General features: G+C 64.7%; 20 protein-coding genes. 6 read left to right on the top strand and 14 right to left on the bottom strand.

Annotated features, from left to right (window positions below; translation table 11 throughout):
* Window positions 1-106: 106 nt before the first annotated feature.
* Window positions 107-1,447: an ABC transporter substrate-binding protein gene (locus AC5RTB_RS00540; protein WP_494059116.1), complete on the bottom strand. Its 1,341-nt coding sequence runs from the start codon at window positions 1,445-1,447 to the stop codon at window positions 107-109.
* A gap of 436 nt (window positions 1,448-1,883) precedes the next feature.
* Between AC5RTB_RS00540 and AC5RTB_RS00535 the strand changes: the two genes are divergently transcribed.
* On the top strand, window positions 1,884-3,365 hold the full coding sequence (locus AC5RTB_RS00535; protein WP_494059115.1) for a family 43 glycosylhydrolase: 1,482 nt from the start codon (window positions 1,884-1,886) through the stop codon (window positions 3,363-3,365).
* A 102-nt stretch (window positions 3,366-3,467) separates the two neighbouring features.
* On the top strand, window positions 3,468-4,475 hold the full coding sequence (locus AC5RTB_RS00530) for a LacI family DNA-binding transcriptional regulator (RefSeq protein ID WP_494059114.1): 1,008 nt from the start codon (window positions 3,468-3,470) through the stop codon (window positions 4,473-4,475).
* 17 nt (window positions 4,476-4,492) lie between these two features.
* On the opposite strand, the gene AC5RTB_RS00525 is transcribed toward AC5RTB_RS00530, so the two are convergent.
* The 4 genes from AC5RTB_RS00525 to AC5RTB_RS00510 all read right to left on the bottom strand — a co-directional run bounded on the left by AC5RTB_RS00525 (window position 4,493) and on the right by AC5RTB_RS00510 (window position 8,724).
* Window positions 4,493-5,500: a nitronate monooxygenase gene (locus tag AC5RTB_RS00525; protein WP_494059113.1), complete on the bottom strand. Its 1,008-nt coding sequence runs from the start codon at window positions 5,498-5,500 to the stop codon at window positions 4,493-4,495.
* 35 nt (window positions 5,501-5,535) lie between these two features.
* The gene (locus AC5RTB_RS00520) at window positions 5,536-7,218 is read right to left on the bottom strand and encodes a thiamine pyrophosphate-binding protein (protein WP_494059112.1); all 1,683 of its coding nucleotides are present in this window, start codon (window positions 7,216-7,218) and stop codon (window positions 5,536-5,538) included.
* The gene (gene speB / locus AC5RTB_RS00515; protein WP_494059111.1) at window positions 7,218-8,201 is read right to left on the bottom strand and encodes an agmatinase; all 984 of its coding nucleotides are present in this window, start codon (window positions 8,199-8,201) and stop codon (window positions 7,218-7,220) included. The genes AC5RTB_RS00520 and speB overlap by 1 nt, the downstream gene beginning before the upstream one ends.
* Window positions 8,202-8,316: 115 nt before the next feature.
* Entirely contained in the window at window positions 8,317-8,724 is a 408-nt protein-coding gene (locus AC5RTB_RS00510) for a VOC family protein (protein WP_494059110.1), read from the bottom strand.
* Between the two features lie 162 nt (window positions 8,725-8,886).
* Here AC5RTB_RS00510 and AC5RTB_RS00505 point away from each other — a divergent pair, with 162 nt between their 5' ends.
* Both AC5RTB_RS00505 and AC5RTB_RS00500 read left to right on the top strand, forming a co-directional pair.
* Window positions 8,887-9,843 carry a carbohydrate ABC transporter permease gene (locus AC5RTB_RS00505; protein ID WP_494059109.1) on the top strand — a complete coding sequence of 319 codons (957 nt, stop codon included), beginning with the start codon at window positions 8,887-8,889 and terminating at the stop codon, window positions 9,841-9,843.
* Window positions 9,844-9,845: 2 nt separating this feature from the next.
* Complete coding sequence (locus AC5RTB_RS00500; RefSeq protein WP_494059108.1) at window positions 9,846-10,787, top strand: carbohydrate ABC transporter permease; 942 nt, start codon at window positions 9,846-9,848, stop codon at window positions 10,785-10,787.
* Window positions 10,788-10,874: 87 nt separating this feature from the next.
* Here the strand turns inward: AC5RTB_RS00500 and AC5RTB_RS00495 are convergent, their stop codons facing one another.
* Window positions 10,875-12,257 (bottom strand): type 2 periplasmic-binding domain-containing protein, encoded by a 1,383-nt coding sequence (locus tag AC5RTB_RS00495; RefSeq protein ID WP_494059107.1) that lies wholly within the window; start codon window positions 12,255-12,257, stop codon window positions 10,875-10,877.
* A gap of 212 nt (window positions 12,258-12,469) precedes the next feature.
* Window positions 12,470-13,048: a helix-turn-helix domain-containing protein gene (locus AC5RTB_RS00490; protein ID WP_494059106.1), complete on the bottom strand. Its 579-nt coding sequence runs from the start codon at window positions 13,046-13,048 to the stop codon at window positions 12,470-12,472.
* 139 nt (window positions 13,049-13,187) lie between these two features.
* On the opposite strand from AC5RTB_RS00490, the gene AC5RTB_RS00485 reads away from it, so the two are divergent.
* A complete protein-coding gene (locus tag AC5RTB_RS00485; protein WP_494059105.1) occupies window positions 13,188-14,720 on the top strand; it encodes a sodium:solute symporter family protein in 1,533 nt (510 codons plus the stop codon).
* A gap of 63 nt (window positions 14,721-14,783) precedes the next feature.
* On the opposite strand, the gene AC5RTB_RS00480 is transcribed toward AC5RTB_RS00485, so the two are convergent.
* From AC5RTB_RS00480 to AC5RTB_RS00470, 3 genes are read right to left on the bottom strand one after another with little or no spacing between them, the layout of a single operon-like run.
* Window positions 14,784-15,968: an AI-2E family transporter gene (locus tag AC5RTB_RS00480; protein ID WP_494059104.1), complete on the bottom strand. Its 1,185-nt coding sequence runs from the start codon at window positions 15,966-15,968 to the stop codon at window positions 14,784-14,786.
* Between the two features lie 58 nt (window positions 15,969-16,026).
* Entirely contained in the window at window positions 16,027-16,353 is a 327-nt protein-coding gene (locus AC5RTB_RS00475) for a DUF202 domain-containing protein (protein ID WP_494059103.1), read from the bottom strand.
* A gap of 1 nt (window position 16,354) precedes the next feature.
* Window positions 16,355-16,756, bottom strand: a complete 402-nt coding sequence (locus AC5RTB_RS00470; RefSeq protein WP_494059102.1) for a YidH family protein — start codon at window positions 16,754-16,756, stop codon at window positions 16,355-16,357.
* A 228-nt stretch (window positions 16,757-16,984) separates the two neighbouring features.
* On the opposite strand from AC5RTB_RS00470, the gene AC5RTB_RS00465 reads away from it, so the two are divergent.
* A complete protein-coding gene (locus AC5RTB_RS00465) occupies window positions 16,985-18,079 on the top strand; it encodes a VIT1/CCC1 transporter family protein (RefSeq protein WP_494059101.1) in 1,095 nt (364 codons plus the stop codon).
* Between the two features lie 7 nt (window positions 18,080-18,086).
* Here AC5RTB_RS00465 and rfaE2 read toward each other — a convergent pair whose 3' ends face one another.
* The 4 genes from rfaE2 to AC5RTB_RS00445 form a co-directional block, all read right to left on the bottom strand.
* Window positions 18,087-19,613: a D-glycero-beta-D-manno-heptose 1-phosphate adenylyltransferase gene (gene rfaE2 / locus AC5RTB_RS00460; RefSeq protein ID WP_494059100.1), complete on the bottom strand. Its 1,527-nt coding sequence runs from the start codon at window positions 19,611-19,613 to the stop codon at window positions 18,087-18,089.
* On the bottom strand, window positions 19,610-21,022 hold the full coding sequence (locus tag AC5RTB_RS00455; RefSeq protein WP_494059099.1) for an aldehyde dehydrogenase family protein: 1,413 nt from the start codon (window positions 21,020-21,022) through the stop codon (window positions 19,610-19,612). Before AC5RTB_RS00455 ends, rfaE2 begins: the two co-directional genes overlap by 4 nt.
* Window positions 21,023-21,126: 104 nt before the next feature.
* A complete protein-coding gene (locus tag AC5RTB_RS00450; protein ID WP_494059098.1) occupies window positions 21,127-22,062 on the bottom strand; it encodes a Rieske (2Fe-2S) protein in 936 nt (311 codons plus the stop codon).
* 99 nt (window positions 22,063-22,161) lie between these two features.
* Window positions 22,162-23,097, bottom strand: a complete 936-nt coding sequence (locus AC5RTB_RS00445) for an NAD(P)/FAD-dependent oxidoreductase (RefSeq protein ID WP_494059097.1) — start codon at window positions 23,095-23,097, stop codon at window positions 22,162-22,164.
* Window positions 23,098-23,133 lie beyond the last annotated feature (36 nt).

Genomic DNA, 23,133 nt, shown 5'->3' with positions numbered 1-23,133 from the left:
GTGTGGGATTGCCCGGCAGGAGCCTGGCTGGAAGGGGTGCCGCGGCCGGTCTTCGCGCGGCCGCGGCACCCGGTCTGGTCAGCGGTTGGTCCGGTGTGGCCGGAAGCTAGCCGCCGATGCCTGCCTGCTGGTTGGCCTTGTCAAGGAACTGCTGCATTTTGGGCTGCGCTTCCTTCACGTACTCGGCTGCGGTCTTCTTGCCATCCAGGACGGGCTGGATGTTAGTGAAGAATTCGTCGTACCACTCGGCGTTGTAGGTGAGTTCGCTCGGAAGCGGGCGTCCGTACTCACGGACAACCTCGAGGAACTCCTCCTTGTTGGCGGGCTTGGTGCTGTCGTCGCTCGCCCACTCCTCGGCCATGTCCTCAAGGTTCGGGATCTGGACACCGGCGTCGGTGAGGGTCTGCTGCGCTTCCTCATTGGCCGAGAGGTAGGTGGCGAGTTTCGCCGCTTCCTCAGGGTGCTTGCTGGCGTTGGATACCGCGATGCCCAGGGTGCCGGTGTAGGTGGCGGGCTCGCCCGTCGCACCGACCGGGTACGGAATCAGGTCGTACTCAAAGGGAAGTTCCTCATAGGTGGAGAGGTCCCACGGGCCCACCGGGAAGAAACCGATCTCGCCCTTCATCCACCGCTGGTAGGTGTCCAGTGTCTGCGATTCACCGGCAGACGGCGTCACCTCGTGGACGTTCTGCAGGTCTGCGAACCACTGGAGTGCTTCAGTGAATTCCGGGGTGTCGATGGTTACCTTGGTACGGTCCTCGTTCAGCCAGTCGCCGCCGTTGGACCAGACGAACGCCGGGAGGTTCCAGACCACGTTGAGGCCGGTGCCCCACTGGTCCAGCTTGCCGTCGCCGTTGTTGTCCTTGGTGAGCTGCTTGGCTACGTCGACGAACTCCTCCATGGTGTACGGATTGTCCGGATCGGGAAGCGGGATGCCTGCTTCCTCGAACATGGTCTTGTTGTAGCCGAACGAGAACGGTCCAACGTCCTTGGGCAGCGCGTAGATGGCGCCCTCGCCGCTGAGTTCCCCGCTGAAGCGGTAGCTGTCCACACCGTAATCCCAGATGTTGTCGAGGTCGATGTTCTCGGACCCCTCGACATGCTCGGTGATGTCCTTGACGATGCCATTCTGCACGTAGGACTGGACCTCACCCGGGCTGATGTAAAAAACGTCAGGGATCTGCCGGCCGGAGATGGCCGCCTTGAGCTTGGTGCTGTACTGGTCGGCGGTGGTCAGGATCATTTTGACCTCGACGCCGTTGTCCTTCTCGAACTGGGCGACTGCCTGCTCATAGGCCTTCTTGTCATCAGGCCCACCGCGGTACATGAACGTGAGGGTTTTCTCGCCGTCTTCTCCGCCGCCCGCGGCAGCGGCGCATCCGCTGAGCAAGAAGCTTGCGACCGCTGCTGCTGCGATGGTCTTGCTGATGGTACGTGACTTCATCATCACGTGGTCCTTCCGGTTAGGGGTATGGGGGATACCAGTCCAAACTGGTAGCAACGCCGTAGTTACAACGTTGATTACAACGTTGAAAACGAGAATGACACAGATCACATCAGTCCGTCAATAGCGTGTCGAAAGTACGCCGATGCGTCCTCGTTCGGCCTGAAGCCCCGAGCCTGCGTATACGGCGGGTGGCGGTACTCGCCCTGGCTGCAGACCTCGAGCGATAGCGCTTTTTTCCGGGCGATTCCGCTTACGCCAGATGACGCCGTTCAACCGGTGATGCCTGGCAAAAACGCTATCCGGACGCGAGCCTCTCGCCCCTCTTCCGGGCCCGCGGCAGATACACCGGAAGTCAACCCTTGACGCGCACCGAACCACGTGTCATATTTTCAACGTTGTAATTCTGCAGCGCATCCTGACCGAAAGGACCGTGATAATGACGTCACGATCACCACAAAGCCAGCTCCGCCAGCGCATTACCAAAGCAACAGCAGCCCTCGGAGTGAGTGTCGGGCTGATCCTGACCGGGACAGCCACCGCACCGGCGGTCCTGGCCGACACCACCAAGAACGCCCCCCAGACCTGGACCGGGCAGGGCACCCCGTTCACCGAGGACCTGCCCGGCGGGAAATCCGTGGTGGGAGAGACCTCCCCCATCCATGACCCGGCCCTCATCATTGACGACGACGGCACCTGGTATGTGTACTCCACCGGCCGAATCAACCGGGAGAACGGCGGAACCATCCAGATTTGGTCCTCCCATGACGAAGGCACCACCTGGGAGTACACCGGCACGGTCTGGGACCAGATCCCCGGCTGGATCGACGAGCACTTCGCCGGCGGCGTCCTCCCTGACAATCTCTGGGCGCCCGAGATCTACGAGAACGACGGCACGTACTACCTGTACTACTCCGCGTCCCAGTTCGGCACGAGCAACTCGCTCACCGCACTCGCCACGAACACCACGCTCGATCCGGAAGATCCTGATTACGAATGGGTGGACCAGGGGCTCGTGGTCTCCTCTCCGGCAACCGGACTGGACCCCAACAACCCGGGCAAAACCTTCAACGCGATCGACGCGGGCATCGTCGAGGACGAGGACGGCAAGCCCTACATGGCCATCGGCTCCTTCTGGTACGGCATCTTCCTGGTTCCGATCGAGTGGCCCAGCGGAAAGCCCGTGGAGAACTGGCAGGCCCAGACCGTGAACATTGCTGACCGGTTCATGTGGGGCAACCCCATCGAGGCCCCGTACATCACCAAGAGTGGTGACTACTACTACCTCTTCGTGTCCTTCGACTCCTGCTGCCGCGGCGGAGATTCGACGTACAAGATCGCCGTGGGCCGGTCAGAATCGGTCACAGGTCCGTACCTCGACAAGGAAGGCCGGGACATGTTCGGCGGCGGTGGCACGGTAGTGCTGGACGCCCACGGCGCCATTACCGGCCCGGGCGGCCAGTCAGTCTTCGGCGACTACCTCGCCTTCCACTATTACGACGGCGCCAACGAGGAAATCCCGTACTTCCCCACCCTGGGCCTCCAGAAGATCAACTGGGTGGACGGCTGGCCCGAGTTCAACCAGACCGTTGACCTGCCCAAGGTCACGCAGGCTCCCCAGCCGGACGCCGCCGTCGTCGGCGGTAAGGTGACATTCCGCGCGGAGGCAACGGGCACGCCGGCGCCGGTGGCGCAGTGGGAGACTTCCTCGGACGACGGCGCCACCTGGCAGCGCGTCACTGAACAGCCGGCCACTATCAACGCCGGTGACGGCCTGCGGCGATCACAGCTGACGCTGAAGAAACTCACCGCGGAGCAGGATGGTTTGCTGGTGCGGGCAGTGTTCTCCAACGCCCACGGAACCGCAACAACCGAACCCGTGGCGGTCGAAGTGCGGACGCCGGGCCGGAGCGGCCGCTAGCCCGAACACGCTGTCTGCGACTGAAGCACGGCAACGCGGTATTCTGCCGGTGGGACACCTTATCGCGTGTCCCACCGGTTCCGACACGAAAAGGACACTTAAATGGCGGCGACCCTGCATGATGTGGCCCAGGTGGCCGGGGTGTCGTTCAAAACGGTGTCCAACGTCATCAACCACCACCCCAACGTTCGGCCCTCAACGCGCGAACGCGTGGAGAAGGCCATCGCCGAGTTGGGGTACCGCCCCAACCTCACTGCCCGGAGCCTGCGTTCCGGACATACCGGCGCCATCACCCTCGCTGTGCCCCAACTGCGCCTGCCGTATTTCGCCGAACTGGCCGACGCTGTGATCAGAGCTGCGGAGGCGCGCGGACTCGTGGTGCTCATCGAACAGACCAGCGGCGAGCGCGACCGCGAGCTCGAGGTGCTCAAGAGCCCGCGCCTGCGCATGTCGGACGGACTCATCTTCAGCCCGCTCGGCCTCGGTGAAGAGGACGCCTCGCTGGTCACGGCGGAGGTGCCCATCGTGCTCCTCGGCGAGCGGATCTTCTCCGGCAACTGCGACCACGTGACCATGCAGAACATCGAGGGCGCCCGCGCCGCAACGGAACACCTGCTGGATACCGGACGGCGGCGCATCGCCGTTGTCGGTGCCCATGAGGGGGAAGTCATTGGTTCCGCGGGGCTCCGCCTCAAGGGTTACCGCGAAGCCCTGGAAGCTCGCGGAATCGAGTACGACGACAACCTGGTCGCCTATGTCGGCACCTGGCATCGTGCCAACGGCGCCGAAGCGATGCACGACCTGCTGAACCGCGGCGTGGACTTCGACGCCGTCTTCGGCTTCAACGACACACTCGCCCAGGGCGCCATGCGCGTCCTGCAGGAAGCCGGGCGGCGCATCCCCGGCGACGTGGCGGTGATCGGCTTCGATGACCTCGACGAAACCCGGTACTCCATCCCCACATTGAGCAGCGTCAATCCCGGACGCGAAGAGATTGCGGAGACGGCGATCAAGGTGCTCATGGAGCGCATCAAGAACCCGTCCGGCCCCGCCCCGCGCGAAATCCTGACGAAATTCGAAGTAATGGCCCGGGAGTCGACGGCAGCCTGATCGCTGGTTGTACCGACTTACGCCAGTGCTTCGATGATGGCGGCCGTGGGCCCTGTACGCGCCGAGGCGAATCCGGTCCCGGCCCAAAGGTGCGCAACGTCGACATCCCTTTGGGCGACGGCGGCCTTCCGCAGCGGCGCCGTCGTATGGTGCAGGTGCGGGTATCCCGCCGGCGCATCCCGGTGCTCGAGGATGAAGCGGTTGGTGAGCCCACGCGCATACCGTCCCGTATAGGCCCGGGTGAGCGAAGTCGCCGTAAACGAACCCCCGCTCAGCGCCGCCCGGTGCACCGGATTGGTGCCCGCTTCGTCCGCGAGAAGGAGGGCGGTGCCCACCTGAACGGCGCCGGCGCCCGCCTTCCGCAGCCGCACGACGTCGTCGGGACCGGATACTCCCCCGCCCGCTGCGAGCGGCACCGTCGTTGTCGAACGAATGGCGGCCAACGTGTTTTCCAGCGGCTCGTCAGTTGGCGTCTCCTGCTGGTCAAAGGTCCCACGATGCCCGCCGGCGTCCGGCCCCTGGACGGCGAGCGCGCGTGCCCCAGCGGCTGCGGCGAACTCCGCCTCAGCGGGGGTGGTCACGGTAACGATCGGCAGGATCCCGGCAGCGGCCATCCTCGCGAGGACCGGGGCGTCCGGACACCCGAAGGTGAAGGAGACCGCCGCGGGCTTCGCATCCAGAACAATTTCAAGCTTGGCATCCCAGCCGTCGTCGTCGGCTCGGGGTTTGCCCACTTCCACTCCGAGCGAAGCCGCCTCAGCGCGCAGGGAATCAAGGTAGGCCTCAAGCAGTGCCGGTTCGGGCTGGAACGTATCCGGCACAAACAGGTTCACTCCCACGGGCCCGCTGGTCAGCGCGGCCGTACTTCGCAGCTGCGCCTCAAGGTCCTCCGGCGTCCGGTACCCGGCGGCGAGGAAACCGAGCCCTCCCGCGTTGCTCACGGCGGCGGTGAGTTCCGGCGTCGTCGGGCCGCCCGCCATGGGCGCTCCGATGATCGGCCTCTCCAGATCGCGCAGGTCGAACACAGCGGGTCCTCCGGGTCGGGGTTTTGCCTCCAAACCTACAGGTGCGTGGGAGCGAACAACCGCAAGAGGGTCTCGACTACGACGACGTTGGGCCCCTCCGCCGCGAAGCTTGCCTCAAGCGCCGCCCGCACGTTTTCGGGTGCCACGCGGACCGCGGGAACTCCGAAGGATTCAGCGAGCTTCACGAAGTCCGGCCGGGTGAGCTCGGTCGCCGTGGCCTTGCCGAATGCGCCCTCCATATATTCGCGGAGGATGCCGTAACCGCCGTCGTCGACAATCAGCCAGGTGACCGGCAGGTCGTGCTGGCGTGCGGTGGCGAGTTCCGCGATCGAGTACATGGCGGAACCGTCCCCGGACACCGCGAGCACGCGGGCCGGCAGGCCCTTCGACGCCAGACCGACAGCGCCGCCGATCGCTCCGGGGAAGCCGAAGCCGAGTCCGCCGGCTCCCTGCGCGGAGTGGAACTCGCCGTCCCGGGAATCCCAGCAGCTCCAGGCCCAGTACGCGGCGATGGTCATGTCCCAGAAGGTCTGCATGTCATCCGGTGCGGCCGCACGAATGTCGGCCATGAAGGTGCGTTCCTTGCCGAGGTCCTGTGAATCCAGGCGGGCCTGTACCTTGGCGAGGGTCTCAGCCACGAGTCTGCGGGGATCGTAGTCCCCGGTGCGGCGCTCGACGGCTTCCAGGGCTTCGTCCAGCGCTGCGAGCGCCTGCCCGGCGTCAGCCCGTATGCCCAGGGCCGGCCTGTTGGATTCGAGGACCCTAGGTTCGGCGTCGATCTGGATGATGCGTCCGCGTGGGTCCAGGGTGAAGTAGTTGGAGGTTACCTCGCCGAGGGAGGACCCGATGACCAGCAGTACATCCGCGTCCTCAAGGACCTCTGTGACGTAGCGGTCCTCAGCCCACGACTGAAGTGACAGTTCGTGGTTCCAGGGGAATGCGCCGTTGCCGCCGGGTGAGCACAGGACCGGCGCGTCGAGCTTCTCCGCCAGCGAGAGCAGCCACTTCTCGGCCTTTCCGCGGCGGGCACCGCCACCGGCCACGATCGCCGGCCGCTCAGCTTCTGAAAGCCACTTGACCGCCTCGCGGACCAGCTCCACGCGCGGCGGATTGTCGAACGGCTCCGCCAGCGCGTCCTCAACCTGAGGCACGACGACGGGATCCAGCAGGACGTTCTGCGGAACCTCCACCCAGACGGGCCCCTGGGGTGAGGAGACGGCCTCGGTCCACGCATCCTGGATTGCCGACGGGATGCCGGAGGCGTGCTGGATCAGCCGCTGGCTCTTGGTGACGTTGGCGGCGGATGCCTTCTGGTCGTCGAGCTGGTGCAACATCCCCTTACGGCGGGCGCCCAGTCCCTCAAGCGGAATCTGGCTGGCGACGACAACCATCGGCACACCCGTGGCGTAGGCCTCCTGCAGTCCGGCGAGCGAGGTGAGCGCACCGGGACCTGTGGAGAGGAAGAGCACGCCCACTTCACCTGTTGCGCGCGAGAAGCCGTCGGCTGCGAACGCCGAGTTGTTCTCCACCCGGGAGGACACGAACTGGAGGTCCGAGCGCGACAGCGCGTCGAACAGGCCCAGCGCGTGCTGGCCCGGAATGCCGAACACCGTCGTCGCACCGAGCGCACTCAGGGTTTCGACCACCAGGTCACCGCCGTTGCGCTGGCCTGAAAGCGGCTGCGGGGGAACTGTGGCGTCGCTGTCAACGGACTGCATCAGCTGTCCTCTCGAGTGGATATTTTGTCGGCCATGAGACTCACCAGATCGTAGGCCACGTGCGAGGCCGCCACGCCGGTGAGCTCGGCATGATCGTAGGCGGGGGCTACTTCGACGACGTCGGCGCCCACCAGGTTCATCCCGCGCAGACCGCGGAGGATTTCCAGGAGCTCCCTGCTGGTGATGCCTCCGGCCTCGGGGGTGCCGGTGCCCGGCGCGTGTGCCGGGTCCAGCACATCGATGTCGATAGAGACGTAGAGTGGCCGGTTGCCGATCCGGTCGCGGAGCTTGGCGACCGTCTCGTCGACGCCCTGGCGGAAGACGTCGGAGGAAGTGACGATGCCGAATCCGAAGCGCCGGTCATCCTCCAGGTCCTTTACGCCGTACAGCGGCCCGCGCGTCCCGACGTGCGAAATGGCCTCAGTATCCAGAATCCCTTCCTCGACAGCCCGCCGGAACGGCGTGCCGTGGGTGTATTCCGCACCGAAGTAGGTGTCCCAGGTGTCGAGGTGGGCGTCGAAGTGCAGCAGCGCAACCGGCTCCCCCGCGCGCTCCGATGCGGCGCGCAGCAACGGCAGCGCGATCGTGTGGTCCCCGCCGAGCGTGACCAGGCGGGCGCCGTCGCGCGTTAGATCCAGCGCATTCTGCTGGACGGTCTCAATGGCTTCGTTGATATTGAAGGGGTTGACCGCCATGTCGCCGGCGTCGGCGACCTGCACGCGTTCGAAGGGCGAGATGTCCATCGCCGGGTTGTAGGGGCGAAGCAGCCGCGATGCCTCACGGACATGGTTGGCTCCGAACCGTGCGCCCGGCCGGTACGAAACGCCGGAGTCGAACGGCACACCGACGACGGCGATATCCGCCTTCTCCACCTGGTCGATTCGCGGGAGCCGGGCAAACGTGGCGGCACCCGCGTAGCGCGGAATCCGGGCCGAATCGATCGGCCCAAGATGGCCCCCTGCCGTGACGCGCAGCTCTTCCATGTACATCTCCCTCGCTCCACACTCGTGCCGTCGCTTCAGAGCACGAGTTGCCTAATAGGCATCAACTGTTTAGCAAAAGGCTATTTGTGGCGAGCGTCTCAGTCAAGGCAGCACTCTAGGAATGCGGGATCAGAGGCTTATCGGCTCGGGCTTTGATCTGCTGCACAGCCCAGGAATTGCCGTCGGGGTCATCGAAACCGAAGAAGGTGCCGCCGTCGCGCTCGTCGAAAACGGTGATGTCGCTGACCTCGACGCCGCGGCCCAGCAGTTCATCGCGCGCCATATTGATGTCGGAAACCACCAACTGCACGCCTTTGAGCGTGCCCGGCTGCATCGCCCCCATTCCCGGTCCGTTTCCGAACACGATGGAGCAGCCGGACCCGGGCGGCGTGAGCTGCGTGAAGTGCATCCCGCCGGCGTTGGTTTCGAAATCCTGAACGAATCCCAGCTTGTCGCGGTAGAACTCGATCGAGCGGGGGATATCGCCAACCGGCACAATAACGACTTCCAGCGTCCAGTCCATCAGCTGTTCCTGACCGTTGAAGGGGTGGGGATTACGCTATCGCGACCCCTCTGCGGCGTATAGCCCACCACTTCTCGAATTGGAAGATTTTCCCAACATACAAAGCATGCTGATGGCTTACCCTTGTCAGGAGCGACCCCGCCGACCGCAAGGAGGTGCAGCATGACCGCAGTGACTGACTCCCCCCGGAAGAGACGGCTGAGGCGTCCCCGCTGGATCAAGGAACCCTTCAACCGAGAGGCCAGGGCGGGCTATTTGTTCATCCTTCCTTGGGTGGTCGGGTTCATGGTGTTCACGCTCGGGGCCATGATCTACAGCCTGGTGATCTCCTTCACCAATTACGATCTCTCCACCGACACCGCCACCCCCGTGGGGTTCAGCAATTACGAGCTGCTGTTCAAGGATCCGAAGGTCATGACGTCCCTCGGCAACACCCTGTACTACGCCGTGCTGTCGGTGCCGCTTGAGATCTGCTTCGCCCTCCTCCTTGCGTACCTGCTCCACCGCATCCCCGATCGGGGCGCCGGCATCTTCAGGATCATTTACTACCTCCCCAAGATGACGCCGTCAGTGGCTGCCGCCTCCATCTTCCTGCTGCTGCTCAACGGCAACTCCGGGGCGATTAACGGCTTCCTCGGCCTGTTCGGAATAGACGGTCCCCAGTGGCTGATCGACCCCAACTGGATGAAGCCTTCAATCATCATCATCGGCCTCTGGAGCGTCAGCGGCACCATGCTGATCCTCCTCGCCGCACTGAAGAACGTGCCGCAGGACCTGTATGAGGCGGCCGCCCTCGACGGCGCAGGGTCCCTCCGGCAGTTCTTCTCAGTGACGCTGCCCATGATCTCCAACGCCCTGTTCTTCTGCACCATCGTCCTGACGATCGCCGCGCTTCAGGTCTTCGACCAGGCGTTCCTGCTGTTCTACCGGGACACGGCGAGCGGATCACCCGATGCGGCACTCTTCGTCGGCGTCTACCTGTTCCAGCAGGCCTTCCAGCAATTCAATATGGGTTTCGCCGCGGCGATCGCCTGGCTGCTGTTCTTCATCATTCTCCTGATCACCATCTTCCAGGTCCGGTTCGGGAACAAGTTCGTCTACTACGAGGGGGGCAGGTAGTCATGGCTTCAGTAGTCAATTCCCAACCGCAGGCGGTCGTCGAGTCGGACCCGCGGGCCAAGTCCGCCGCCGCTCCCAAGCAGACATTTCCCTGGTACAAGCCGCGGAGCATCGTCGGCCGGATCATTCTCTGGGCTCTGCTGCTGGGGTTTTCGGTTCTCTTCCTGTACCCCTTTGTGTGGCTGCTGGCGGCAACCTTCAAGCCCCGCCAGGATGTGTTCGACAACCGGCTCATCCCGGAAACCTGGGTCTTCAGCAACTACGTCGAGGTGTGGGAGCAGCTTCCGCTCCTCGCCTGGATCTCAAACAGTCTCATCATTGCGCTGCTGGCTGCCGCCCTGGTCACCTTTTCAAGTTCGCTGGTGGCTTTCGGGTTTGCCTACTTCCGGTTTCCCTTCCGGAATCTGCTCTTCGGGCTGGTGCTCGGCACCATGATGCTGCCCGGAGCCGTGACGATGATTCCGGTGTACCTGATCTGGAAGGAGTTGGGCTTTCTCGGCACCACAGTCCCGCTCTGGGGGGCTAATCTCTTCGGATCGGCGTTCTATATCTTCCTGCAGCGCCAGTTCTTCCTGGGCCTTCCCCGGGATATCTTCGAAGCCGCACGGATCGACGGGTGCAGTTACTTCGGCTTGTTCTGGAGGATAGCCATGCCGCTGTCCATTCCGTCCTTCATCATCGTCTTCATCTTCGAATTCCAGGCGAGCTGGAACAACCTGCAGGCACCGCTGATCTACCTGAATTTCGGAAGCCCGGAGCAGTTCACCGTACCCCTGGGCATCTCCTACGCAATGACCCTGTTCAGTCCAACTTCAGGCGGACAGGCCGATTACCAGTACGTCATGACGGCGGCCCTGTTGGTCACCCTGCCCATGCTGATTCTGTTCGCTTTCGGACAGCGCTACTTCATCGAGGGCCTCGCCGGTCAGGGACGGAAGGGCTAACCCAGGCGTTGAGTTAGCAGGACACACGGGAAGAGGGTGGGAGCCGGCTCCCACCCTCTTCGCGCGCCTGGAGAACGACGCCGGTGCCTACTGCGCGCCGGCAGTCGCCTGCTCGTACACCAGCATCGCGGCCGCCTGGGCGTCGCCGAGTGCTTCCTCGATGGTCTTGTCACCGGACATCGCAGGAGCCATGGCGTTCTGCAGCTCCGTCTGGATTTCGAGGCCTGCAGGAGAGGACCCGAGGGGTACCCCGTTCTCGAGTGCCTGGTAGTAGGAATCAATCAGCTGGTCGAAGCCCTCGTTGCCGGTCGGTTCCAGGTACTCGTCCTTGATCATCTGATCCGCCGTCTGGGAACCGGTGAAGATGCCTGTGAAATTGCCGCCTTCCTCCAAGCCCGAGACCCGAGCCTCGGCCGCTGCCATCCAGGCCTCGTCCGAGGTGTTGGTGACGGCCCACTTGCAGGCGGCCGGCTTGTTCTTGGCGCCCGTGGGAATCACGTAGGACTGCCCGCCCGCAACTGCAATGGCGTCGCCGTCCTGATTCCGCAGCGGGACCCCGGAGATCTCCAGCTTGTCCTCATAGTCCGAGAGGACGTTCGGGTACCACTGGGCATAGAGGCCTGCGCCCACCTGATCCGCCACGAACTGGTTGTTCTCGCCGAAGAAGTCCCAGGTCTGGCCGAAGCTGTAGGCAGTCTCGTAACCGCCCTGTGCATCGTAGATCTCCTTCAGCCAGGTAAGAGCCTCGATGTTCGCGGGATCGTCTAGCGTGGGCTTGCCGGTCTCGTCCATGATTCGGCCGCCGAAGGCTGCGAACCAGACTGGAGCCTGGGACGGCATCTGCGGGTCGAATCCAAGACGCGTTGGTGTGTCCCCTTCGGACTCGTACATCTTTTCGGCAGCGGCGAGAACGGCTTCGGGGTTCGAGGTGTCCAGATCCTCGGCGGTGACACCCGCTTCCCCCATGACGCGGGTGTTGGTGATGATTGACCACGGCTGCCAGAACTGGGGAATTCCGTAGACCTCATCGTTGTAGGTGACATCCTGCAGCACGGCCGGGTAGTAGTGTTCCTCGGCGTTGACGTCGTGCGTGGAGAAACACTCGTCCACCGGTTCGATGAGACCCTTCGCCGCGTAGGTTGCCACGTATTGCCGGTCCATCACCACAAGGTCCGGGAGGGTTCCACTCGCGGCCTGCGCGGCGAACCGCTGGGGATCGAAGTTGCTCTCATTGATTTCAACCGTAACGCCGTCTTCCTCAAGCGCGGCCGTGGCAAGGTCCGCACGGGCCGTGGCCACCTCATCTCCCAGGGTGAAGCCGCCCGTAGTCAGGGTGCCGGAGAGGTCGGCCCCATAGTCCACGGCTTCGCCCGTATCGGCGGTCCCGCCGCCTCCGCCGCCACATGCGGTGGCAGTCAATGCGATGGCCGTAGCCACCGCGAACCCTGCAGCTGTCTGAGAACTCTTCATTGCTCCGGTCCCTTCACAAACAAGCGCGCCAGCCCTGGCGCGGGCGGATCGTCGAGGCATCGAGGCATTCAGCAGGCACTGACCGGCTGACCGCGATTCATCGCTACAACAGCCACCGGTCCTATGTAGACCGGCGTCGTTCGCTCAGTATTCCATAAGCAGGCTTGGTATCCCGGTAATGATTGGGGGCAGCCTGAGACAGGGATTTGGCGTCAGCTCCGGGAAGCCGCCGGAACCAGCGTCCACAGGACTACGGCTTCCTCACCGGACGGGTTCAGCCAGGTGTGCGGTTCCCGTCCGGGGAAGGTGATCGTATCCCCCGCCTCCATCTCGTACCGGTCGTTGGAGAAGATGAGTTCGAACCGGCCGGCCACGATGTGCAGGGTTTCCACTTCGCAGTCCACGGAGTACAGGTCCGTTTCCCCCTTGCCATACGGCTCGATCACGGCACGGATCATCTGGAGGCGCCGCTCCGAGCGCGCGGTCATGAGCCGTTCGTTGATTCCTTCGCCGCCGAGGCTGATCTTCGGAGCTTCATTGAGCCTGGTGAGGTGTGTTTCGGGGACGGTGAAGAGGTCACCGATGGAGATGGACAATACCTGGCACAGCGTGACCAGTGACGCGACCGACGGTGACGTCAGGTCCCGTTCAACCCTGCTGAGGAACCCTTTGGTGAGGCCCGTTGAGTCGGCCACCTGCTCGATCGTCATCCGCTGCGCCTGACGGGCTGATCGGATCCTCGAGCCAATAGCCACAGGCGCGTTGCTTGGTTCTACTGGCAGAGCCTTCATGGGGAGTCCTTCCGGGGGCTGTATCTGAGCATACCGACGCCATCAACATCGTCACACTTGACCTGTTACTTCCGTCACAGCTAGCCTAGCGGAAAACATCTGTTGCCTATAGGTGAAACTTTTCGTCCTCAGGAGATCCATGGAATTCGTCAATATCGCAATCGTGGTGCTTTATCTGGCCTCGATGCTCGCGTTCGGCTGGTGGGGCAAGTCGCGCACCAAAAATACCAGTGACTATCTGGTGGCCGGCCGGCGGTTGGGTCCGGTCCTCTATACCGGCACGATGGCGGCAGTCGTCCTCGGTGGCGCCTCCACCGTGGGCGGTGTCGGGTTGGGATACCGGTTCGGGATCTCCGGCATGTGGCTCGTTGTAGCTATCGGCACCGGAGTCCTGGTGCTCAGCCTCTTCTTCGCGCCTACCATTCAGAAGCTGAAAATCTACACGGTCTCGCAGATGCTGACGCTGCGGTACGGGCATGAGGCAACCAAGATCGCCGGCTTCGTCATGCTCGCCTACACGGTGGTGCTGTGCGCAACCTCGACCGGCGCCTACGCGACCATCTTTGTCGTACTGTTCGGCCTGGAGCGTTGGCTCGCCATCGCACTCGGCGGAATCATTGTGCTGGTTTACTCGACTGTCGGCGGCATGTGGTCCATCACCCTGGCTGACATGGCGCAGTTTGTCATCAAGACCATCGGCGTCTTCGCACTCATGCTCCCCTTCTCGCTCTCCGCCGCGGGTGGATTCGAGGGCATCCGTGAGCGCGCCGGAGAAGAGTTCTTCAGCATCACCGGCATCGGTGCGCAGTCCATCATCACCTACTTCGTGGTCTACACCCTCGGGCTGTTGATCGGACAGGACATCTGGCAGCGCGTCTTCACGTCCAGGACACCGGGCGTAGCCCGTTGGGGCGGCACCACCGCGGGAATCTACTGCATCCTCTACGGCATCGCGGGTGCCATGATCGGCATGGCCGCCAGTGTGCTGCTGCCGGTCCTCGAAAACACCGACGATGTTTACGCCCAGGTCGCCCTTGACGTGCTTCCGATCGGCGCCGGCGGTCTGGTCCTCGCCGCCGCGGTCGCAGCGATGATGTCCACTGCTTCCGGCGCGCTGATCGCCGCGGCCACAGTAGCGAGTTCCGACGTCGTCCCCTTTATCCGCGGGTGGCGGCACCACGGTCTGCGCGGCGGCGAGACGGTCGCGGCAGAAGGCCGCAAGGAGTCTGACCCCGAGCACGATGTCGCGGGCAACCGCCTGTGGGTGCTCGGTCTTGGCATCCTGGCGGTAGGCATCGCGATTGTACTCAACGATGTCGTCATCGCGCTCACCATCGCGTATGACATCCTGGTCGGCGGTCTCCTCGTTGCTATCCTCGGCGGTCTCGTGTGGAAGCGCGGAACCGGCCCGGGCGCTGCGGTGTCCATGGTCGTGGGCTCAGTGGTCACCCTCGGCACACTGGCCGTTTATGCAGGCTTCGGCATCGGTGATGGGGTCTACGCGAACGAGCCGATTTACTTCGGTCTGATCAGCTCCGCTCTGTGCTTCGTCGTGGTGTCGCTTGCCACCAGGCCGACGGACCCCGCGGTCATGACTGCGTGGAACAAGCGCGTGGCAGGCGAGTTCCAGGAAGAGGTTCCCCTCGAGGGACCTGCCACCCCGGTGCGCTGAGACAAGCATCAGGTGCGCAGATAACCGCCTTGTGGCGACGCCATTCCGTGGTTATCTGCGCACTCAGCGGGTTTCGGGAGACTCCTCCGTCGCAATCGGCGATGCGGTGTCGGCCCTGGTTGCAGCCTCGACGGGTTCAGGCTCCGACTCCGCTTCAACCGGTTCGGGCTCGTCCTCGTCGTCCTCTCCCGTCCACACCTTGATCGCGGCCCAGACCACCGCGGCCACCGGTACGGACAGAATGGCGCCGACGATTCCCGCGAGGATGGTGCCTGCAGTCAGGGCAATCAGGATCACGAGGGGATGGATACTCAGCGAACGTCCCATGACCACCGGCTGCAGGAAGTTCCCTTCGAGCTGGTTGATCACGACGACGGCGAGGATCACCATCAGCGCCACGAACGGCCCGTTGGCCACCAGTGCAACCAGCGCTGCGAGCGCACCGGCGACGGTGGCGCCGACCAGCGGTACAAAGGCGCCGACGAATACGATGACGGCGAGCGGCAAGGCCAGGGGCACTCCGAGGATGAACAGGGCAAGGCCGATAAAGACTGAATCGACCAGCGCGATGATGGCCGTGCCGCGTACATAGCCACCCAGAACCTCAAGGCTCCGGGAACCTACCCGCTTTGCTTTATGGAGGCGCTCACCGCGGAATGGCCGCAGCATGAATGCCCAGATTTTGCCGCCGTCCTTGAGGAAGAAGAACAGAATGACCGCCATGAGCAGCGCTCCGGTCAGGAACTCCCCCGCCGCGGTGATACCGGAGATTGCAGTAGACCCCGCCGTCGCGCTGGTGGCGAAGTCCACCACCGCCTCGCGGGCCTCCTGGATCTGAGCTTCGTCGATGGGCAGCGGCCCGGTCCGGATGAAGTCGTAGATCTGGTCGAATCCTTCGTTGGCGCTCGCTACCAGCTCATCGAACTGGCTGCGAACCGCGAAGACGATTCCGGTGATCACGCCACCGAGCACGCCAAGCAGCAGCAGGAAGGCAAAAGCGGTTGCGAGTGCGCCGGGCCAGCCTCTGCGTCGCAGCATATTGACCAGCGGACTGATCGCGGCCGCCAGGATGAGCGCCAGCAGCAGCGGGATGACCACGAGGCGAATCTGGATCAACCCGTAGATTGATATCACCAACGCTGTGAGGAGCAGCAGCAGTTGAGCGCTGCGGAGGCTGGCCCTGCCGAGGCTGTCTTTCCATGGGCTCGCCTGGTTCTGTGTTGCACTGGTGTCGCGACGGTACTCCACGGGCGCTTCTTCCTTGCTGTCATTCGGTGGGTTTCGCTTCTACCCTACGTCTACGCTCCTACAGCGGCAGGAACAGCACGGTGTAGATTCCCATGGCGCCCATCGCGAGCACCGCCGACGACGTGCAGATCACCGCGACGACGTCCGCATCCACCCGGCCCCGGGAAACCCCGGCGACTCCCCGTGCGTACCGCCGTCGCTGGCTGAGGTAGATTCCCAGCGCCGCTCCCAATGCCGCGAGGACCAGGACTACGGCAAACAGGCCGTGACCGGGCACCCAGCGCAGGAACAGCAGGCTGGAACCTACCAGCGCGGTCATGGTTCTGCCCCAGGCGAGCGCTGTGCGCTCCGGCTGTAGCCCGGGATCCCGGTCCAGGGCGGTCACCCTAGGCTCCCCGCATCAGCACAAACACAACGACGACGGCGGCAACCACCGACCCGCCGAGGGCCAGCAGAGGCGCCAGGAACGGAAGCGGCAGAGGGGTGCCGTGGCGCATCGCACGTTCGACGTTGATCCACCGGAAGCACGCCACCGACGAGATGATCATGGCGAGCAACAGCAGAAGGACCGCCAGGGTGGTGCGCACCTGTGGGATGAAGATGTCGGTGGTGAACGCCTCTACGGCGATACCTCCGGCCATGAGCGCAAGCGACGTGCGGACCCAGGCCAGGAAGGTGCGCTCATTGGCGAGCGTGAACCTCGGGTCCGGCTCGCTGCCACCGCGCAGGACGCGCCGGGCTATGCCGCGCCGGCCGCCGTCGTTGTTGTCATTCCGGGCTTGATCCACCGCTTCATCCTAGCCAGTACGACTCGGAGCGCAGGTGCGGGTAGCATGGATGATTGCGAAGGGGAGTAGTTCCGGAGTGCCTTGCGCTCCGCGGCCTGTCGACATACTGGCTATCAGCGATGATGCCCGGCAATCCACCGCACTGGCGGCGAACGAGACCTTCGGCCATGCATTAGTTAATGGCCGGAGCTCTCAATTAGCCCTGGCCATGTGAAATCAGGAGCCGGTTTGACCCCCGAAGGACCCCGAACACCCGCCGATATCAAGCGTTGGCGGCAGTATCTGGCCGATGAGCGGGCGGAGGCCGCAACCTACCGCTATTTGGCACGCAAGCGCGGCGGTGAAGAGAAAGAAATCCTGCTCGCGCTCGCGCAGGCGGAAGGCCGGCACGAACAGCACTGGCTCGCCCTCCTCGGGGACGACGTCGGCAAACCCCAGCGCCCATCGCTGCGGAACCAGATACTGGGCTTCCTCGCCCGACGTTTCGGGTCGGTCTTCGTACTTGCCCTGGCCCAGCGCGCCGAGGGCCGCTCCCCCTATGCGGCCGATCCGTCCGCGACCAATGCGATGGCGGCCGATGAACAGATCCACGAAGAGGTCGTGCGGGGCCTCGCGACGCGCGGGCGCAACCGGCTCTCCGGCAATTTCCGGGCAGCGGTGTTCGGCGCCAATGACGGCCTGGTCAGTAACCTCGCACTCGTCATGGGCATTGGCGCAACGGGCGTTTCCAGCGCGTTCGTGCTGTTCAGCGGAATCGCCGGACTCCTCGCGGGCGCTCTATCGATGGGCGCCGGCGAGTACGTGTCCGTGCGTTCCCAACGGGAACTGCTGACGGCGTCGCGCCCCACGCAGGTCACCCTGACGGCAGCCAAAGAGCTCGATATCAACGCCAACGAACTGGTCCTGGTCTACCGTGCGCGGGGCATGTCCCCGGAGGCGGCCGAGCACCGGGCCGCTGAACGCATGGGGCAATTCAGCTGCGACTGCGACCCGAGTCTGTCCCTGCAACCGGAGCGCAAGGAAACGCGGGAGGATTACGAGAGCATCGGCACCGCCATGGGCGCCGCGGCCGCCAGCTTCTGCTTCTTCGCGTCCGGTGCGGTAATTCCTGTCCTGCCGTATCTCTTCGGTCTCACGGGGATGGTCGCGGTTGTGACCGCCTGCACCCTGGTGGGGCTGGCGCTGCTGGCGACCGGCGCCGTCGTCGGCTTGCTCTCCGGCGCATCGCCGCTCAAGCGCGCACTGCGCCAGCTTGCGATCGGCCTTGGGGCCGCTGCGGCGACCTACATGCTGGGGTTGGTGTTCGGCGTCTCGGTGGCCTAACGGCCGGTCACGGCACAGCCGTCGGGGCAGCCGGATGCTCAGTCGTCGACTCCGGCGGAGCGCTCCGGATCTTCTCGACCATCGCCGTCGTCGACCGCTCGGGAACGTAGTCGAGGATGCGCACAACTCCTCCACAGCGCTCCACTACCGGGGCTTCCTCGAGCATCTGGGAAGAATAGTCACCGCCCTTCGCGTAGATATCCGGTCGGAGTGCCTCAATCAGCGGCACAGGGGTGTCAGTGTCGAAGGCGGTCACGTAGTCGACGCAGCTCAGTGCCGCAATCACGCCGGCGCGGTCGGACAGGGCATTGATCGGCCGGTCCGGCCCCTTGAGGCGCCGCACCGACTCGTCACCGTTAAGGGCAACAATGAGCACATCGCCCAACTGTTTGGCCTGCGTCAGGTAGCGGGTATGTCCGCGGTGCAGCACGTCAAAGCACCCGTTCGTCAGCACGACCCGCCGGCCGTGCTCACGCTCCCCCGCCACCTGCTGCAGCAGCTCGTCAAGCGGCAGGATCGCCGAGGAAAGGCCGCCGAGGTACTGCGCCAGGTCCGCAGTGGAACACACGGAGGTCCCCGGCCGGCCGACCACGACATCCGCCGCAGCCTGCGCCAGGTCCAATGACGCCGTCATGGGCATACCCGCTGCCCGCGCCGCCGTCAGGCACGCCACGAAGGTGTCCCCCGCCCCTGATGCCTGCTTTTCCGACGCCGGTCGCGCCCAGGTCCGGTGCGCCTGTCCCTTTGCCGAGAGCAGCACCGTGCCGTCCCGATCAAGAGTGACGACGACGGCACTCGCTCCCGTCGCTGCGAAGAGTTCTTGGCGGCGTTCGGTTACGAGCGCCGCGCGGTCTTCGGCAGCCGCGGACGGGAAGTCCGGGCCCAGCAGGCGCGCTGCCTCCTGCGCGTTCGGCGTGACAATGGCGGGCTTGAGCTCTGCCCACGGCCGAGGGTTGTGAGCATCGACCACGGTCAGCATGCCACCGGTGTTGTCCCGCAGCGCCTGGCGCACGGAAGGACCCAGCGCTCCTGTGCCGTAGTCACAGACAACGACGGCGCTGCTACCCTGCAGTGCGACCGGAACCGCCGCCGCCAGTGCGGCGACCGACTCCTCCGGTGGTGCCCCGTCCTGGTCATCAAGCCGCAGCATCACCTGATCACCACCGATGATCCGGTTCTTCGTGGTTGTCCTGAATCCGTCCGCGGCTATGAGGCCGGCAGTATCCACGCCGGCGTCGTCAAGCAGTGCACGCAGGCGGGCTCCGGCGTCGTCGGTCCCCACGAGGCCCATCAGACGCACCCGTGCGCCGAGAGCAGCGAGGTTCATGGCCGTGTTTGCCGCGCCGCCCGGGGCGTACTCGCGGCGGTACACGTCCACCACGGGTGCGGGGGCCTCTCGGCAGAACCGCTCAATGCTGCCGGTCCACCAACCGTCCAGGATCACATCTCCGACCACTGTGACGACCGGTGCGACGCGAGCCAGTTCGATGGGCACCCACTCGGTCAGACCGCGGGTCTCGTGTAACGCGGTCATGACCGGGTTGCCTTTCCCGGTGCCTCGATGTGCACCACCTTCACCGTGCAGAACTCGTCCAGCAGTTCCGGTCCGTAGCCGAAGCCTTCACCGCTCTCACCGCGCGGCTGCGCTGATCCGCCGGGAGCGCCTCCGAAGACGGCGTTGACCTTGACCGTTCCCACTTTGAGCGCTGCGACAGCCTTCTGCGCGCTGGTGATGCTGCCGGTGAGGACATTCGCGGCGAGGCCGTACCGACCGGCAGCGGCGAGCTTCAGCCCTTCGTCGAAGCTGCGCACGCGCGTCACAGGCGCCACGGGGCCGAAGGTCTCCTCCGCCATGATGTCCATCTTCTCGGTGCAGTTCACCAGGACGGTCGCCGGGTAGTGCGCTCCCGGCCCCGGCGGCACTGCGCCGCCTTCAACGGCTTCAGCTCCCATTGCGACAGCGGCCTGAACCTGAGAATTTACGACGTCGCGCATGCGGCGATCAACAAGCGGTGCGAGAGTGCCGGACTCGTTCCGGCGGCGGGCTTCCGCCACAAGGGCGTCGCAGAACCCATCAGCTAGTGCCCCGTGTACGTAGATGCGTTCGACGGCTGTGCAGATCTGGCCGCTGTTGCTGAAGGCTCCTATAGCAGCTTGCTCTGCTGCCCACACCGGGTCGACGTCGCGGTCTATCAGCAGCGGATCATTGCCGCCGTTCTCCCGGATCACGTGGGCACCGGTGAGTACGGCTGCGCGGGCGATGCGGGCTCCGCTAGCGCTTGACCCCACGTGCGCGTAGACGTCGATTCCTTCTTCCGCGGTGAGCATGGCTCCGACGTCGGGTCCTCCGGTAAGGGTGATCAGGACTCCAGCGGGGAAACACGGCGAGAGTAGGTCGCCCAGCAGCTGGCCGAGGTGCGGACACCGTTCACTCGGCTTGTGCAGGACGGTATTGCCGGTAACCAGCGCAGCCCCCAGCAGACCGGAAGCGACTGCCACGGGATCATTCCATGGTGTGAGGAGTGCCGCCACCCCTCGCGGCTCAGTAACGGTGTAGTCAGAGGCAAGCGCAGACCCACGAAGACTATGCCTGCGATGGAGCGGGCCGAGCTCCGCGTATTGTTCGAGCGTCGCAGCGCCGGCTTCAATCCCGGCCAGCGCCTCTTCACGGGGACGCCCGGTTTCTCTGCTGTTCAGCTCTGCAAGGGAATCGGCACCCTCGCGCAGGGCATTTGCGGCGGCACGGACCATGCCTGCCCGCTCAGCGGGAAACAGTTCGGCCCACTCAGACTGCACCGACTTGGCCAGTTGGACGGCGAGCGCAACCTGTTCCCGTCCAGCCGACTCCACGGTACCCACCTCGCTGCCATCCCGCGGGTCGCAAATGGTCAGGGCTGACTCGGCGTCACTGCCGCGGGTTATGGTCTGTGGCTCGCTTGTCATTGCGCTCCTTTTGGCTGGCGAATCGCTTCGTGCCAGAGGAGTACCCACCCGGGCGGCGGTTCACACAGCTTCCGTGGAACCTATTTGGGGGGATTCGCCTTCGATCAGGAGTTGCCCGCGCTGATGCCCGCGCTCCCAGTCACGGGTTCCGTCCGGAGGCTGCCGGGGTCGGACGCGGGCCGGACCTGAACCCGCCCGTCGACGGTGCGAACCTCAAAGGTACGCTGGGGCCTGGTCGCAGGACCCCTGTCAATCTGACCGTCCGTCAGGCGGAAACGGCTGCCGTGCCAGGGGCACTCCACGCAACCGTCCTCGATGGTTCCCTCGTGCAGGGGTCCCCCGCGGTGTGTGCAACGGTCGGAGATGGCCCGCAGTTCACCCGCATGGCGGATGACGAGCACGGCCACTCCACCGGCGTCGACGCACACGGGTTCGTCCCTGATGTCCTCGACAGCAGCCACATCGGTCCAGTCCGACGGCGGCACCTCGAAGGCTGTGGTGTCGGTTCCTACGCCGCGGGCATAGGCAAGGTGTCCGCCGAGCCATCCGGACGCTGACACCAGCCCCATCCCGACTGCTGCCGTCAGGACCCCCAGGCCTCTGGCGTTCGAGGCGCGCGCTGCCGCACTGACCGTGAAGGCGCCCAGGGCGGTCACGTTGAGGGCTGCATGGACGAGCCCCACCCTGCGCTCTGCGCCCTGGGTGTCGGCCCAGTCACTGAGGCCCGTCAAGGCTGTAGGGAATGCACTCAGGTTTCCAAGAATGATCAGGCGGCGCGCCGCCGTCGCAGTGCCGGCGTCCTTCCCGCCGATGAAGTCGAGGACGAAGGCGGACGCCCAGCACCCGAGTGGGACCACGATCAGGATGGGGTGGGCGGGATGTCCGGTCCCGGTGCCGCTCAGAAGGTTCTTGATGGGCCCGGGCTTCAACCATTTACCCACGAGGCCTGCAGCTTTGTTGGCCGGGGCATCGAGAAACTCAGCACGTTCCACGCGCCCTATGACGTTATCAAGCGAAGCATTAATGGTGGCTATGTCCATGACAACCACTCCTTTCGGCCGGTGGGTCAGTAAGACGGTGGGTCAGTGACTAGTCCGACGCTAGCCCAGCCCACCTGGAAGGGGAAGGAGCAGGCATCCCTATTCTGCCGAGCTGCCTGCGAGTTCGCGCCGGGCCTCGTCGACGTCAGCCTCAATCAGTTCGGCGTTCACAGCTACCGCCAGCCGGTACGCGTCGCCGGCAGCAACGATCACCTGCGCTGCCGGATCGGCCGCATTCCCTACAGCCCACACGCCCTCTACACTGGTCCGGCCGAACCCGTCTGTGGTGACGCAGCCGTCCTCCGAGGTCTGGCAGTCTGGCACCCGCACAATCGACGTATCGACGGTTGCGCCCGGTTCATAGAACAGGGCGTCGCAGGGATGCATCTGACCGTCCTCCAACCGCAGTCCGGTCAACGATTCAGGCCCGGCGACCAACGCCTGCACCTGACCCTCGACAACCTTGACCCCCCGGCATTCCAACGAAGCGGCGGCGGCGGCGTCGAGGCTGCCCATGGTGTGAGTGAAGAGGGTCACGTCGCTTGAGAACAGCCGCACCAGCAGGGTCTGCTGGACTGAGGACTCGCCGGTTCCCATCACAGCAAGTGCCTGGTCCTGGTGCTCCCAGCCATGGCAGTACGGGCACTGAAACAAGCCCCTGCCCCACTGTGCGTCCGCGCCCTCGACGTCCGGCAGAACGTCTCTCAGGCCGGAAGCCAGGATGACCTGTCTGGCCGTCAGGACGCGACCGTCCTCAAGGTGCACCCGGCGATCCGGGTAGACATCCTCCGCTGTGGCGTCGATCAGTTCCACGCCGTAGCTTTGAACCTCCTCGCGCGCCAACTCGAGAAACTTCGCAGGCGGAACGCCGTCACGGGTGAGATACCCGTGGACGTGTTCAGCCCGGATATTGCGCGGTTCTCCGGCGTCGACGACGGCAACCCGCCGTCGGGCACGCCCCAAAAGGAGGGCGGCACTCAGGCCGGCCGCACCGCCGCCGATAATAACGACGTCGTAATCTGCTGCTGTGTTCACGTGGGGCGCCTCTCCGGCACAATAGGGAGGCGCAGG

The organism is Arthrobacter sp. M71 S08 (assembly GCF_059089725.1).
This window is presented reverse-complemented; position numbering and strand designations above follow the sequence as displayed.